The organism is Pantoea piersonii, from assembly GCF_003612015.1.
GTDB classification, from domain to species: domain Bacteria; phylum Pseudomonadota; class Gammaproteobacteria; order Enterobacterales; family Enterobacteriaceae; genus Pantoea; species Pantoea piersonii.
This window is the reverse complement of sequence record NZ_RARB01000004.1, coordinates 320194-334662: the sequence shown is the minus strand read 5'-3', so window position 1 is coordinate 334662 and position 14469 is coordinate 320194. Positions and strand designations below refer to the sequence as shown.

Here is a 14469-nt window from a genome sequence, read left to right as displayed (position 1 = left end):
CTTACCCTTGTTTTGCCTGTTTGCCGGACGGGCTGAAAAAGCCCTCCAGCACCACTAACGCGGCGCCGATACAGATGCCGCAGTCAGCGATATTAAAGGTGGCGAAGTGCCAGTCACCAATATAGAAGTCGATAAAGTCGACGACAAATCCGTGATAAGCACGATCGAACAGGTTGCCTGCCGCGCCGCCGATAATCAGCGCGTAGGCGATATTAACGATTTTCTGGCTGGCGCGGCTGCGGTACATCATCACCAGCAAGGCCACCACGATAGCGATGGCGATGCCAGCGAAGAACCAGCGCTGCCAGCCGCCTTTATCCGCCAGGAAGCTGAACGCCGCACCGTAGTTGTGCGCGTAGAACAGGTTGAGGAACGGCATCAGCGGCTGCGTTTCATGCAGCATCATGTTGTTCATCACCCACTGTTTGCTGGCGAAATCGACCAGGATTACCGCCAGCACCAGCCATACCCAGCGTAAGCCGGTTGAGAGAATAGGTTTACGCATCAGGCAAATTTACGCTCTTCGCCGTTACCGGCCAGGTTGGTATAACAACGACCGCACACGGCAAGATGCTCCGCGTTCTGGCCGACGTCCGTAGTGTAATGCCAGCAGCGCGGGCACTTCTCGCCTTCTGCTTTGTGCAGCGCGATTTTCAGACCTTTTACCAGTTCGCTTTGCTGCGCTTCTTCGCTGGCCAGCGCGTAATCCGCCACCGTCGCGCCCGACGTCAGCAGCACAAAGCGCAGCTCGTCGCCCAGCGCCTGCAGCTTCGCCGCCAGCGCCGCATCGGCATAGAGCGTGACGGTCGCTTCCAGCGCGCCGCCGATACGCTTGTCGCTGCGCGCCTGCTCGATCGCCTTGTTGACTTCACCACGCACTTTCAGCAGCTCCGCCCAGTAGGCATCGTTCAGCGCTTCATCCTGCGACAGACCAAACAGGCCGTCATACCACTCCTCTGTGAAGACGTACTGCGCGCGTTTGCCCGGCAGATAGCCCCAGATTTCATCAGCGGTAAAGGACATGATCGGCGCCATCCAGCGCACCAGCGCCTCAACGATGTGCCACAGCGCAGTCTGACAGCTGCGGCGCGCCAGGCTGTCGCCTTTCGCGGTGTACTGGCGATCCTTGATGATATCCAGATAGAAAGAACCCATCTCTACCGAGCAGAACTGCATCAGGCGCTGGATAACTTCATGGAAGTCATAGTTTTCGTAAGAAGCGACAATATCCGCCTGCGCAGCCTGCGCGCGACCAACCGCCCAGCGATCCAGCACCACCATCTCTTCCGGTTTAACCATATCGGTCTCTGGGTTGAAGCCGTTAAGGTTCGCCAGCAGGAAGCGCGCGGTGTTACGGATACGACGATAGGCGTCGGCGGAGCGTTTCAGGATCTCGTCGGAGACCGCCATCTCGCCGGAATAGTCGGTAGAGGCGACCCACAGACGCAGAATATCCGCGCCCAGTTTGTTCATCACGTCCTGCGGCGATACGGTGTTGCCGATCGACTTGGACATCTTGCGGCCCTGACCATCCACGGTAAAGCCGTGGGTCAGTACCTGACGATAAGGCGCTTTGCCCTTCATCGCGGTAGAGATCATCAGCGATGACATAAACCAGCCGCGATGCTGGTCGGAGCCTTCCAGATACATGTCGGCAGAGTGGCCGCCAAATTCCGGACGCGCGTCGACGACGGCATAGCTGGTAGAGCCGGAGTCGAACCAGACGTCCAGCGTATCCGGCACCTTCACATAGTTGTCGGCGTCGTCGCCCATCAGGTCGCGCGGATCGAGATCCCACCACGCCTGAATGCCATCCTGCTCAACGCGCTGCGCGACTTTCTCCATCAGCGCCAGCGTATCGGGATGCAGCTGCTCGGTCTCTTTATGCACGAACAGCGCCATCGGCACGCCCCAGGTGCGCTGACGAGAGATACACCAGTCAGGACGGTTCGCTACCATCGCTTCGATGCGCGCCTGACCCCAGTCCGGGATCCACTGAACGCCTTTGATCTCTTTCAGCGACTGCGCGCGCAGCCCTTTCTGATCCATGCTGATAAACCACTGCGGCGTCGCACGGAAGATAATCGGCGTTTTATGACGCCAGCAGTGCGGGTAGCTGTGCAGCAGCTTTTCCACATGCAGCAGCGCGCCTTTCTCTTTCAGCAGCTCGACGATGACGTCGTTAGCCTTGAATACATTCAGGCCGTCGAGCGTCGGATAGGTGCCTGGCAGATAGGTGCCGTCCGGCCCCACCGGATTCGCCACCTCGATGCCATATTTCTGGCCGATGACATAGTCGTCCGGACCGTGGCCCGGTGCGGTATGCACGGCGCCGGTACCGGCGTCGAGCGTCACGTGCTCGCCCAGCACCACCGGCGACTGAATATTCACCAGGAAAGGATGCTGAAAGGTGAGACGCTCCAGCGCCGCGCCTTTGCATTCGCCCAGCACGGTCCACTCGGTAACGCCTGCGCGCTTCAGCACGCTCTCAGTAAGCTCTTTCGCAAGGATCAGCGCGCGCCCGTCGATCTGCACCAGCTGATAATCGAACTCCGGATGCAGCGAGATGGCGCGGTTAGCCGGCATGGTCCAGGGCGTGGTGGTCCAGATCACCAGCGAGATCGGGCCGTTCACCGGCGCGTCGCCAAATTTAGCGCGTACCGCGTCGCGATCCACCGCGTTGAACATCACATCGATAGAAGGCGAGGTTTTGTCATAGTATTCGACTTCCGCTTCCGCCAGCGCAGAACGGCAGTCCAGACACCAGTGCACCGGCTTGGCGCCTTTATGCAGATGGCCGTTGCCGATGATCTTGCCCAGCGCGCGAATGATGTTGGCTTCGGTCTGGAAGTTCATCGTCAGGTAAGGACGCTCCCAGTCACCCAGCACGCCAAGGCGGATAAAGTCCGCTTTCTGCCCTTCTACCTGCTCAGCGGCGTACTTGCGGCACGCTTCGCGGAATTCGGCTGGCGTCACTTTCTCGCCCGGCTTGCCGATCATCTGCTCGACCTTATGTTCGATCGGCAGACCGTGGCAGTCCCAGCCCGGCACGTAAGGCGAATCGAAGCCCGCCATGCCTTTCGACTTAACGATAATGTCTTTCAGAATCTTGTTAACTGAGTGACCAATATGAATGCTGCCGTTCGCATAGGGAGGGCCGTCATGCAGGATAAAGGTTTTTTTCCCTTTTTTGGCTTCGCGGATGATGCCGTACAGGTTGTCATCATACCAGCGTTGCAGCATTCCCGGCTCGCGTTTGGCAAGATCGCCGCGCATCGGGAACCCCGTTTCGGGCAAATTCAGGGTAGATTTATAGTCACTCATCAGATTCTCGTTTCCGTATTTTGCGGGGTTAAAGCCCAAAGAAGCGCCGGGCGGTTACCACATCTTTCGCAATTTGTTCTTTCAACGCCTCCAGTGAGGCAAAGCGCTGCTCGTTACGTATCTTATGCTTCAGCACCACATCAATGTGCTTTCCGTACAGATTGATATTGATGTCAAGCAGGTGAACTTCAAGCTGCTGACGCAATCCTTTTACCGTTGGACGCGTGCCGATATTAGCGACGCCGGGAACGGGCGCGCCCAGGCCGAGCACCTCCACCGCATAAACGCCTTTCACCGGCGAGACAACGCGGCGTAACGGGATATTCGCGGTGGGAAAACCGATGGTGCGTCCCAGTGCATCGCCGTGCACGACGCGGCCAGAGATACTGAAAGGATGGCCCAGCAGCGTTTGCGCCAGCGCTAAATCGTCATCGGCCAGCGCCTGACGCACGGCGGTGCTGCTGATACGCTTGCCGCCGTCGCAGAAGGTTTCGGTGCTGACGACATCAAAGCCGTATTCGGCACCGGCCTTCTGTAATAACAGGAAATCGCCCTGACGACCAGCGCCAAAGCGGAAATCATCCCCCACCGCCAGGTACCTGACGCCCAGCTTATCCACCAGCAGATCGGTGATAAAACACTGCGCCGACTGCGCGGCGAAGCGACGGTCAAAGCGTACGCAGAGCACGCGATCGACGCCCGCCTCCGCCAGGAATTTCAGCTTCTCCCGCAGGCGCGTCAGACGCGCCGGCGCTTTGTCTCCGGCAAACAGTTCAAGCGGCTGCGGCTCAAACAGCATCACCATCACCGGGAGCTGGCGTTTTCGTCCCTCTTCGCACAGGCGCGCCATCAGCGCCTGATGGCCGCGATGCACGCCGTCGAAGTTACCAATGGTCAGGACGCAGCCGCGATGCTGCTCGTTTAAATTATGAATACCGCGGATAAACTTCATGGCTGACTCAAACCGGTGGAAATCGGCGGATTATACCCTTGAAACCGGCGAAGGTTAACCCGTCAACGCCACCTTTCCTGGGCAGAACGCGCCATTTCTCCGGGGCTGGCGCGCGTCGCCCTCTCCTCAGAGAATTTTGTTGGGAAAGGCTGTATTCAGGGAGGGGAAGCTGGTAGAATCTTGCGCCATCAATTACGTAACCGGGCGTGGTTTGTAAAACGACGCTTATTTGCACAAATCCATTGACAAAAGAAGGCTCAAAAGGCATAGTCCTCGGCCTTTGATTTGTCCATATAGAACACATTTGGGAGTTGGACCTTGGCTAATATCAAATCAGCTAAGAAACGCGCCGTAACATCTGAAAAACGTCGCAAGCATAACGCGAGCCGTCGTTCTATGATGCGTACTTTCGTTAAGAAAGTATACGCGGCGATCGCAGCTGGCGACAAAGCTGCTGCGCAGAACGCATTTAACGAAATGCAACCGATCGTGGACCGTCAGGCTGCTAAAGGTCTGATCCACAAAAACAAAGCTGCACGTCATAAAGCTAACCTGACTGCTCAGATCAACAAAATGGCGTAAGCCTTTGTTTATCGCTTTGTAAAAAGAACCGGCGCTTAGCCGGTTTTTTTTCGTCTCAATTAAGCGGCACGTTGCGCCAGACGCAGCCTCAGAATCAGATAGCCCGCTACCGCCGACAGAATCGACCCCAGCAAAATACCCAGCTTCGCCAGCGTGATCAGCTGCGGATTGCTCTCGCCATAGGCCAGCGAGGCGATAAAAATCGACATAGTAAAACCGATGCCGCACAGCACGCCGACCGCGGCGATATCCGCGAGATGGGTGTTTTTCGGCAGCGATGCCAGCCTGAATTTTACCGCCAGCCAGCAGAAGAGCGTAATGCCTGCGGGTTTGCCAATCAGCAGTCCCGCCATAATCCCCAACGGCAGCAGCGAGAAGATATCCCCTGCGTGAACGCCATCCAGCGACACGCCCGCATTGGCGAAGGCGAACAGCGGCAGGATCAGCCAGCGCACCCAGGGATGCAGCGCATGCTCAAGATGAATAGCCGGTGAGTGTCCCTCCTCCTTTTTCAGCGGAATCAGGAAGCCCACCACGACGCCCGCCAGCGTCGCATGCACGCCCGACTTCAGCACGGCGGTCCACAGCACCATACCGACCAGCAGATAGAGCCCGGTATTGCGCACGTTGAGCAGATTCATCGCCGCCAGCACCACAATCGCCAGCGCTGCGACGCCCAGCGCCGTCATCGACATATCGCTGGTGTAGAAGAGCGCAATAATCACAATCGCGCCGAGATCGTCGATAATCGCCAGCGCCATCAGGAAGATTTTCAGCGCTGGCGGCACGCGGCTGCCCAGCAGCGCGAGGATGCCCAGCGCAAAAGCGATATCGGTGGCGGTAGGAATCGCCCAGCCGCTGCGCGTGGCCTCATCCGCGCCGTTAAACGCCAGAAACAGCAGGCCCGGCACCAGCATGCCGCCCAGCGCGGCAATCAGCGGGAAAACCGCCTGCTCGCGCTTCGCCAGCGCGCCCATCACCAGTTCGCGCTTCACTTCTAAGCCGACCATCAGAAAGAAGAGCGCCATCAGCGCGTCATTGATCCACAGCAGCAGGTTCTTGCTGATATCGAGCGAGCCAAAGCGAAACTCTACCGGCACGGCCAGCAGGTTTTGATAAGCCTGCTGCGTAGCGGCGTTATTCGCCAGAAACATCGCCAGCGCAGCCGCCAGGATCAGCACGACGCCGCTGGTGGCGTCATTATTAAGCAATTTTTTAAGCCCGATATTCACAAATCATCCTTCCCAGAAAATAAAAAACGTACAGAGTCATAATAATAACAGGTTGTAATCGCGGTTTATTATCAGGCGTGGGTTAATCGCGTAACGACGGGCAAAAAAAAGCCAGCGACAGAGCGCTGGCTTCATTTTCACTGAGTGCGGTTTAGCGGGTCAGGTCGTCAAAAAACTTCTTCACGCCGTCGAAAAAGCTTTTTGAACGCGGGCTGTTGTTCTCGCCGGTCGGGCCGCCGAAGCTCTCTTCCAGATCGCGCAGCAGCTTTTTCTGTTTTTCATTCAGATTGACCGGCGTCTCCACCACGACACGACACAGCAGATCGCCGACCGCGCCGCCGCGTACCGATTTCACCCCTTTGCCGCGCATACGGAACAGCTTGCCGGTCTGGGTTTCAGCCGGTACTTTCAGCTTCACGCGGCCATCCAGCGTCGGTACTTCGATTTCGCCGCCCAGCGCCGCCATCGCAAAGTTAATCGGCACTTCGCAGTAAAGGTTATTATCTTCACGCTCGAAGATCGGGTGTTTCTTCACCGAAACCTGAACGTAGAGATCGCCTGCTGGCGCGCCCTGCTCTCCTGCTTCGCCTTCGCCGCTCAGACGAATGCGGTCGCCGGTATCGACGCCTGCGGGGATTTTCACCGACAGGGTTTTCGACTTCTCGACGCGGCCGTGGCCATGACAGGCGTTGCACGGATCTTTAATCACCGAACCGCGGCCGTGACAGGTCGGACAGGCCTGCTGTACGGTAAAGAAGCCCTGACGCATCTGCACCTGGCCTGCGCCATGACAGGTCGGACAGGTTTGTGGCTGAGAGCCCGCTTTGGCCCCGCTGCCGTGGCAAACGTCACACTCCTGCAGCGTCGGGATGCGGATCTCTTTGGTCACGCCGCGCACCGCTTCTTCCAGCGTCAGCTCCATGTTGTAGCGTAAATCGGCGCCGCGCGCTGCGCGCTGACGACGACCGCCGCCAAAGATGTCGCCGAAGACGTCGCCAAAGATATCGCTGAAGTCCGCGCCGCCGCCGAAGCCGCCGCCGCCGAATCCACCGCCGCCCATACCGCCCTGTTCAAACGCCGCATGGCCGTACTGATCGTATGCCGCGCGCTTCTGCGCGTCGGTCAGGATTTCGTAGGCTTCCTTGACCTCTTTAAATTTGGCTTCAGCCTCTTTATCACCCGGATTGCGATCGGGGTGAAACTTCATCGCCAGGCGTTTGTACGCCTTTTTAATTTCACGTTCGTCCGCGGATTTGGAGACGCCTAAAATCTCGTAGTAGTCACTCTTCGCCATTTTTAGCCCTTAACATGCTCGCACGGGCGTGGAGAGAACTCCTACGCCCGTGCTGGTTTCAACGGCTGTCAGGCCAACCGTCGCGCCCGGTCAGGGGCAATTATTTTTTGTTGTCTTTCACTTCTTCGAATTCAGCGTCGACCACGTCGTCGTCTTTCTTCGCAGAAGCGTCGGCTGCATCCGCGCCGCCCGCCTGTGCCTGCTGCTGCGCCGCTTCCATCAGCTTGCTGGAAACCTGCATCAGCGCCTGCATCTTAGCGTCGATCGCCTCTTTGTCTTCGCCTTTCAGTGCCGTTTCCAGCTCGCTCAGTGCGGACTCGATTGGCGCTTTATCGTCGGCGGAGAGTTTATCGCCCGCTTCTTCCAGCTGCTTACGCGTGCTGTGCGCAATCTGGTCGCCCTGGTTACGGGTCTGTACCAGCTCTTCGAACTTACGATCCGATTCAGCGTTCGCTTCTGCATCGCGAACCATTTTTTCGATCTCATCCTCGTTCAGGCCGGAAGAGGCTTTGATGGTGATCTTCTGCTCTTTACCGCTGTTCTTGTCTTTGGCTGAGACATGCAGGATGCCGTCCGCATCGATATCGAAGGTTACTTCGATCTGCGGCATACCACGCGGTGCCGGCTGAATGCCGTCCAGGTTGAACTGGCCCAGCGATTTGTTATCGCTTGAACGCTTACGCTCGCCCTGCAGCACGTGAATGGTCACGGCAGACTGGTTATCTTCAGCCGTTGAGAACACCTGGCTGTGTTTGGTCGGAATCGTGGTGTTCTTGCTGATCAGCGAAGTCATCACGCCGCCCATGGTTTCGATACCCAGCGACAGCGGGGTTACGTCCAGCAGCAGTACGTCTTTTACGTCGCCCGCCAGCACGCCGCCCTGTACCGCAGCGCCTACGGCGACCGCTTCATCCGGGTTAACGTCTTTACGCGGCTCTTTACCGAAGAACTCCGCCACTTTAGCCTGCACCATCGGCATACGCGTCTGACCACCGACCAGGATGACGTCGTTGATGTCGGAAACAGAGAGTCCCGCATCCTGCAGCGCCACTTTCAGCGGTTCGATAGAACGGCTGACCAGATCTTCTACCAGCGACTCCAGCTTAGCGCGGGTCACTTTGATGTTCAGGTGTTTCGGACCCGTTGCGTCCGCCGTGATGTACGGCAGGTTAACGTCGGTCTGCTGCGCGGAAGAGAGCTCGATTTTCGCTTTCTCTGCGGCTTCTTTCAGACGCTGCATTGCCAGCGGATCGTTGTGCAGATCGATGCCCTGATCTTTCTTGAATTCCGCTACCAGATAGTTGATCAGACGGCTGTCGAAGTCTTCACCACCCAGGTGTGTATCACCGTTGGTCGCCAGCACTTCGAAGGTTTTTTCACCGTCGACTTCGTCGATTTCGATAATAGAGATATCGAACGTACCGCCACCCAGGTCGTATACCGCGATGGTGCGGTTGCCCTGACCTTTATCCAGGCCGTAGGCCAGCGCCGCTGCGGTCGGTTCGTTGATAATGCGTTTTACTTCCAGACCGGCGATACGGCCGGCGTCTTTTGTCGCCTGACGCTGCGCATCGTTAAAGTAGGCCGGAACGGTAATAACGGCTTCGGTGACCGGCTCGCCAAGATAATCTTCTGCGGTCTTTTTCATTTTTTTCAGCACTTCCGCAGAGATCTGCGGCGGCGCCATTTTCTGACCTTTTACTTCCAGCCAGGCATCGCCATTGTCGGAAGAGGTAATTTTGTACGGCATGATTTTGATATCACGCTGCACTTCTTCGTCCTGGAAACGACGGCCGATCAGACGCTTGATAGCGAACAGCGTGTTCTGCGGGTTGGTCACCGCCTGACGTTTAGCCGGTTGGCCCACCAGAGTTTCGCCATCCTGCGTATAAGCAATAATTGAAGGCGTGGTGCGATCGCCTTCGGCATTCTCCAGTACGCGCGCTTTCGTGCCGTCCATGATCGCAACACAAGAGTTGGTTGTACCCAGGTCAATACCAATAATCTTACCCATCTAAACGTCTCCCACTTAAATTCTTTGTCAATTTGGGTTGTGACCCCTTAATGCGGTCGCTTTGTTGGCTTTCAACCGCCGTGACTCGCTTTTTTTCCGGGCTCACAACGCTCGATGACAACTAAATGGGGCCGCTTCGAAGCGCATCAAGGGTTAAAAGAAAATTTTTTTTCAGACCAGCCTTTTCTGAGCCGCGCGCAGTCCGTACGTTGCTGACGCAAAGAAAAAGGCCGCGCAAAGCGCGGCCTTGTGAACGCAGTGTTGAGCAAGTACGGTGTGGAGCAGTCAGGCCAGCACAGGACTGACAAAAATATATTATCGTTATTATCGCAAAACTAAATTACTTGTCGATTTCCCTGATGTCAGCGAATATGCGGATGCCATATCCATCAAACAACTGCCGCTATCATAATATCAGCCCTTTTATTCCGCAGGGGTAATATTAGCCCTTGCGTCCGACTGAGCCACATGGTAATAATGAAAATTCCGGAAGTTTTCCATCCCTCCTGTCTCTATTCATATTTCTATCATATGGGCATTATTATATGGAAATAAAGATCGGCCATATTGAGGACCGTCAGACCGAAGAATATATTATTCAGCAGCTCTGGCAGCATAATAGCCGCTTCGCCGACGTTAATATGAAGCCGTTGAACGTTATATTGTACGATGACGATCAACATATTAAGGGCGGCCTGCTGGCTCACACCTGGTTCGGCACGCTGGATATTCACTATTTATGGATAGATGAGGCTCATCGCCAGCACGGCACAGGGCGTCAGCTGATGCAAAAAGCCGAAGAAGAGGCGCGCAGCCGTGGCTGCCATATGGCAGTGGTGGATACCTTAAGCTTTCAGGCGCGCGGATTTTATGAAAAGCTCGGCTATCGCGTCTATGGCGAACAGGATGGCTATGCGCAGCGCTTTGCCCGTTATTATCTGGCAAAAAGATTATAACCCGCACTTAATCAGCGAGGCGCTATGGGCAGCCCATATCGCAGTATCGACGATTTTCTTGCCGCCTTTGCCACTACCATGGATCTATTACCCACGCCATGGGGGTTTAAAGATGCAGCGTCGCAGCATCTATATATGAATAGCGCGGCGAGGTTATATACCGCCACGCCGAAAAACTATTCATTAGAGGGCAAAAAAGATAATGAGTTTCCCACGCCCTGGAGCGACTGCGCTGATGAATTTTGTGAGCATGATGCAAAAGCCAGAGCGCTGAACACCGGCGTTGCGGTTATAGAAACCCATTACTGGTATGGCAAAAACTATCTCACACCTTTTATCAGCGAAAAATATCCGGTATTCGATAGCCGCAACGTTTTCCTGGGCTGCATCTGGAATGCACGACCGCTGGAGAGCATCACCGCGCTGACGTTTATTCATCCGCAAAAGGCCTCTGTGCTGACGACGCAGCTCGAACACCCTCTTTTTACCCCTGCCGAACTGGATGTGATCTTTCTGCTGCTCAGGCGATTCAGTGCCAAAGAGATCGCCAGGATTTACAACCTCAGCGTGAAGACCATCGGCAATCGCATCGCCACCCTTTACCAAAAGGCGGGCGTGCACTCGCTGCAACAGTTCGAGCAGTACTGCCGCGCTGAGTCGCTGGAGAACTATCTGCCAGAGAAACTGCTCAGTAAAGGCGTCTCTTTTATTTAAACCGGCAAGGAAAACCTGTTGTGAGTAAATTTGATGACTACCCGTTGAGCCGGGTGCCTGCGGGCGAAAGGCTCTCGCTGCTTAGCGTCGCCATTGTGCATATGGGCATGCTGACCGCGCTCGATCAGTTTATGCTCGGCGCCGTGCTGGGCAACAGCATGACGCTCGGCGAAGCCTTTACCGCCATCACTCTGGCAAGCCTGCTGTTTGGCTTTCTGACTTTCGCGCTCGGCTATGCCGGGATGCGCGAAGGCTTATCAGGCACTCTGCTGGCACGCTGGTGCGGCTTCGGCCGCCACGGCTCGGTTCTGATCGGACTACTGGTCGCCGTCAGCCTGCTGGGCTGGTTTGGCATCCAGAATGCGGTTTTCGCCCGCTCGCTAAGCTACGCCCTCGGGGACAAACTGAGCTTCGCGCAGTCCGCCTCCTTGTCAGGCGCAGTACTGACCCTGCTGGTCGCCTTTGGCTTTAAGGCGTTGCGCTTTACCGCGCGCGTGGCGGTGCCGCTGTTTATCGCGCTGGTCGGCTGGATTTTCTGGCACGCGTTCCACGGTGAAACGGGAAGCGGCATACCGCCGGTCGCCGCGACGGAGACCATTACGGTGAGCGCCGCCATTACCATGGTGATTGGCGGCGCCATTCTCGCCAGCCTGATGACCCCGGATCTGACGCGTTTCTCACGCAGCGGCAAAGACGTTTTCGCCATCACGCTGTTGACCATCCTCGCAGGCGAGTATGGCGTTAACGGGCTGGCTATCCTGATAGCGAAAGAGCTGCATACCTCCGACATTATTGCCATTATTACCCAGACCACCAGCACGCTGGGGCTGTTCGCGGTGGTCTTCTCGACCCTGCGCATCAACGACCTTAACCTCTACTCCTCGGCGCTGGGCATCGCCAACGCCACGGAAGGGCTGACCGGCTTTAAACCGCGCTACAGCGTGATTACGCTGCTGCTGGGTTTCCTTGGCACGCTCTGCTCCGTGCTGGGTATTCTCGATCGCTTCGTGGATTTTCTTGAGCTGCTGGGCGTGGTCTTCCCGCCGGTGCTGGGCGTAATGATTGTCGATTACTATCTGCTGAAAACCGATCGCCAGACGCTGGCGCAGAGCCGCGACAGCAATGCGCTGCCGCCGACTTCTCGGCTCATCGGCTGGCCTGCGCTGATCGCCAGCGTCGCAGGCAGCGCCGCCGGGCTGCTGGTTGAGCGCGGCGTGCCGGTTTTCAATTCGATTATCGTTGCCTGCCTCGTTTATCTGCTGACCGCGCCGCTGATGAAGCGCGCGGCGGTTACGCCGAAAGAGAGAGCCGCCGAATAAGCGCGTAACGCGCCTGGAAACAGGCGCGTTAATTTATCGCTAAGGCATTAGCTGCGGGTCGCATACTGCGGCTATTACTGACTACAGATGCGTTTCACTCGCCAGCGCGCCCTGCCGTCCGGCACTGTGCAGCCACAGCCCGATAATCAGCCCGGTCAGCGCCAGCGCCAGCACATACCAGGCAGGCGCCAGCGGCGTCAGCCGCAGGATCAGCGTCACGAAGATCGGCGTCAGACCGCCAAAGATGGCGTAGGCGACGTTATAGGAGAATGAGATACCGGTGAAGCGCACCGCCGCAGGAAAGGCGCGCACCATCAAAAAGGGCACCACGCCCACTACGCCGACGCTCAGCCCCGCCAGCCCATAGTTAAAGAAGAGGCCGTTGGCATCCGGCGTCTGGCTGGCAAAGAAGTGCCAGCTACAGACCGCCAGCAGCAGCGAGCCGCCTGTCAGGGTTTTCGCCGCGCCTATCCAGTCCACCAGCCATCCGGCGATTATGCAGCCCACCAGCAGCATCACCGTCGCCAGGCAGTTAGCCTGCAGACTCAGCGCGGCGCTGATGCCGTGCTGTTTCTGCATCAGCGCAGGCGCCATCAGGATCACCACCACAATACAGGCGGAGAGCATCCAGGTGAGCAGCATAGAGAGCAGAACGCTACCTTTATGGCGGGTCAGCACGGTTTTCAGCGGCAGCGTATCAGCCAGCATTTTGCGTTGCTGCATCTGCTGAAAGACCGGCGTCTCATGCAGCCAGCGGCGCAGATACATCGCCAGCAGCCCAAACAGACCGCCAAGAAAAAAAGGAATGCGCCAGCCGATACTGGCGACCATCTGTGGCGTCATGCTGCTGTTGATAGCGGTCGCGACCAGCGATCCCAGCAGGATGCCCATTGTCAGCCCGGCGGTCAGCGTGCCACAGGCGAAACCGATGCGTTTTTCCGGCACGTGCTCCGCCACAAACACCCAGGCGCCCGGCACTTCGCCGCCAATAGCCGCTCCCTGCAACAGGCGCAGCAGCAACATCAGCAGCGGCGCGATAATGCCCGCCGAGTCATAGGTAGGCAGCACGCCCATCGCCAGCGTGGGCAGCGCCATCAGCAGGATGCTCAGGCTGAACATTTTCTTGCGCCCGACCTTGTCGCCGAAATGCGCCATGATCAGACCGCCCAGCGGACGCGCCAGATAGCCAGCAGCGAAGATCGCAAAGGTTTGCAGCTGGCGCAGCCAGTCAGGAATGTCAGGCGGAAAGAAGAGTTCGCCGATAACCGCGGCGAAAAAGACAAAAATAATAAAGTCGTAGAACTCCAGCGCGCCACCGAGCGCGGCCAGCGACAACGTTTTGTAATCCTGAGCGTTCAGGCGATGAGCAGCTTGTGAATCCATAAGCGTACCGGTTCCAGAGGTAAAAGAGGAATTGTAAATCCAGGCTTACTATACCGTTCATCTTTCACCACACCAGCGCCGCCAGAGGCTATGCCTGAAATGACGAATATTTAGTTATTTATCTCTCGTATCGCGCTTTTAGGGCGAAAAGCTGCTACCACATCGCGATGCGTATCAACGTAGGGACCTTCCAGCAGCTGTAAACAATAAGGTACAGCAGCAAAAATACCCGGCACTTTTACCTTGCCGTCGGCATCCTTCACCCCTTCCAGCGTCTCTTTAATCGACTTCGGCTGTCCCGGCAGGTTAAGCACCAGCGACTGTTTACGGATCACGCCGACCTGACGCGACAAAATCGCGGTAGGCACGAACTGCAGGCTAATCTGGCGCATCTGTTCGCCGAAGCCGGGCATCTCGCGATCGGCGACCGCCAGCGTCGCGTCGGGCGTCACATCGCGGCGCGCCGGACCGGTACCGCCGGTGGTCAGCACCAGATGACAGAAACGCTCATCCACCAGCTCGCAGATCGCCTGCTCAATCAGCGGCTGCTCATCCGGCACCAGCCGGGTTTCGGTGGTAAAAGGGGTCGCCAGCGCGCTGCTGAGCCAGGCTTCCAGCGCGGGAATGCCCTGATCCTGATAAATGCCATTCGCGGCGCGATCGGAAACGGAGATCAGGCCAATGCGTAAAGTATCCATG

Annotated in this window: 12 protein-coding genes; 4 read left to right on the top strand and 8 right to left on the bottom strand. The window is 57.1% G+C overall.

The features are described from left to right. Position 1: 1 nt before the first annotated feature. From lspA to ribF, 3 genes are read right to left on the bottom strand one after another with little or no spacing between them, the layout of a single operon-like run. A complete protein-coding gene (gene lspA, locus D7S44_RS13565) occupies positions 2–505 on the bottom strand; it encodes a signal peptidase II (RefSeq protein WP_120455647.1) in 504 nt (167 codons plus the stop codon). Continuing rightward, a complete protein-coding gene (ileS, locus tag D7S44_RS13560; protein ID WP_120455904.1) occupies positions 505–3324 on the bottom strand; it encodes an isoleucine--tRNA ligase in 2820 nt (939 codons plus the stop codon). The genes lspA and ileS overlap by 1 nt, the downstream gene beginning before the upstream one ends. A 28-nt stretch (positions 3325–3352) precedes the next feature. Beyond that, positions 3353–4276, bottom strand: coding sequence for a bifunctional riboflavin kinase/FAD synthetase (gene ribF, locus D7S44_RS13555; RefSeq protein WP_120455645.1), 924 nt, complete (start codon positions 4274–4276; stop codon positions 3353–3355). Positions 4277–4594: 318 nt separating this feature from the next. Between ribF and rpsT the strand changes: the two genes are divergently transcribed. Continuing rightward, entirely contained in the window at positions 4595–4858 is a 264-nt protein-coding gene (gene rpsT / locus D7S44_RS13545; RefSeq protein WP_033749434.1) for a 30S ribosomal protein S20, read from the top strand. Between the two features lie 59 nt (positions 4859–4917). Here rpsT and nhaA read toward each other — a convergent pair whose 3' ends face one another. From nhaA to dnaK, 3 genes are all read right to left on the bottom strand, one after another. Beyond that, on the bottom strand, positions 4918–6090 hold the full coding sequence (gene nhaA, locus D7S44_RS13540) for a Na+/H+ antiporter NhaA (RefSeq protein ID WP_120455643.1): 1173 nt from the start codon (positions 6088–6090) through the stop codon (positions 4918–4920). A 151-nt stretch (positions 6091–6241) separates the two neighbouring features. Beyond that, positions 6242–7384 carry a molecular chaperone DnaJ gene (gene dnaJ / locus D7S44_RS13535; protein ID WP_120455641.1) on the bottom strand — a complete coding sequence of 381 codons (1143 nt, stop codon included), beginning with the start codon at positions 7382–7384 and terminating at the stop codon, positions 6242–6244. A gap of 100 nt (positions 7385–7484) precedes the next feature. Next, positions 7485–9398, bottom strand: a complete 1914-nt coding sequence (gene dnaK / locus D7S44_RS13530) for a molecular chaperone DnaK (protein ID WP_120455639.1) — start codon at positions 9396–9398, stop codon at positions 7485–7487. 545 nt (positions 9399–9943) lie between these two features. Here dnaK and D7S44_RS13525 point away from each other — a divergent pair. From D7S44_RS13525 to D7S44_RS13515, 3 genes are read left to right on the top strand one after another with little or no spacing between them, the layout of a single operon-like run. After that, on the top strand, positions 9944–10354 hold the full coding sequence (locus D7S44_RS13525) for a GNAT family N-acetyltransferase (protein ID WP_120455637.1): 411 nt from the start codon (positions 9944–9946) through the stop codon (positions 10352–10354). 24 nt (positions 10355–10378) lie between these two features. Continuing rightward, a complete protein-coding gene (locus D7S44_RS13520; RefSeq protein WP_120455635.1) occupies positions 10379–11068 on the top strand; it encodes a helix-turn-helix transcriptional regulator in 690 nt (229 codons plus the stop codon). A gap of 20 nt (positions 11069–11088) precedes the next feature. After that, on the top strand, positions 11089–12387 hold the full coding sequence (locus tag D7S44_RS13515) for a cytosine permease (RefSeq protein WP_120455633.1): 1299 nt from the start codon (positions 11089–11091) through the stop codon (positions 12385–12387). A gap of 81 nt (positions 12388–12468) precedes the next feature. Here the strand turns inward: D7S44_RS13515 and D7S44_RS13510 are convergent, their stop codons facing one another. Beyond that, positions 12469–13770, bottom strand: coding sequence for an MFS transporter (locus tag D7S44_RS13510; protein ID WP_120455631.1), 1302 nt, complete (start codon positions 13768–13770; stop codon positions 12469–12471). Positions 13771–13880: 110 nt separating this feature from the next. Next, the gene (gene mog / locus D7S44_RS13505) at positions 13881–14468 is read right to left on the bottom strand and encodes a molybdopterin adenylyltransferase (RefSeq protein WP_120455629.1); all 588 of its coding nucleotides are present in this window, start codon (positions 14466–14468) and stop codon (positions 13881–13883) included. Position 14469: the final 1 nt, after the last annotated feature.

Bases quoted from the DNA above. Each gene is read 5' to 3' on its own strand.
- dnaK (WP_120455639.1), bottom strand. From the start codon at position 9,398: ATGGGTAAGATTATTGGTATTGACCTGGGTACAACCAACTCTTGTGTT.
- D7S44_RS13510 (WP_120455631.1), bottom strand. From the start codon at position 13,770: ATGGATTCACAAGCTGCTCATCGCCTGAACGCTCAGGATTACAAAACG.
- dnaJ (WP_120455641.1), bottom strand. From the start codon at position 7,384: ATGGCGAAGAGTGACTACTACGAGATTTTAGGCGTCTCCAAATCCGCG.
- lspA (WP_120455647.1), bottom strand. From the start codon at position 505: ATGCGTAAACCTATTCTCTCAACCGGCTTACGCTGGGTATGGCTGGTG.
- D7S44_RS13520 (WP_120455635.1), top strand. From the start codon at position 10,379: ATGGGCAGCCCATATCGCAGTATCGACGATTTTCTTGCCGCCTTTGCC.
- ileS (WP_120455904.1), bottom strand. From the start codon at position 3,324: ATGAGTGACTATAAATCTACCCTGAATTTGCCCGAAACGGGGTTCCCG.
- ribF (WP_120455645.1), bottom strand. From the start codon at position 4,276: ATGAAGTTTATCCGCGGTATTCATAATTTAAACGAGCAGCATCGCGGC.
- mog (WP_120455629.1), bottom strand. From the start codon at position 14,468: ATGGATACTTTACGCATTGGCCTGATCTCCGTTTCCGATCGCGCCGCG.
- D7S44_RS13525 (WP_120455637.1), top strand. From the start codon at position 9,944: ATGGAAATAAAGATCGGCCATATTGAGGACCGTCAGACCGAAGAATAT.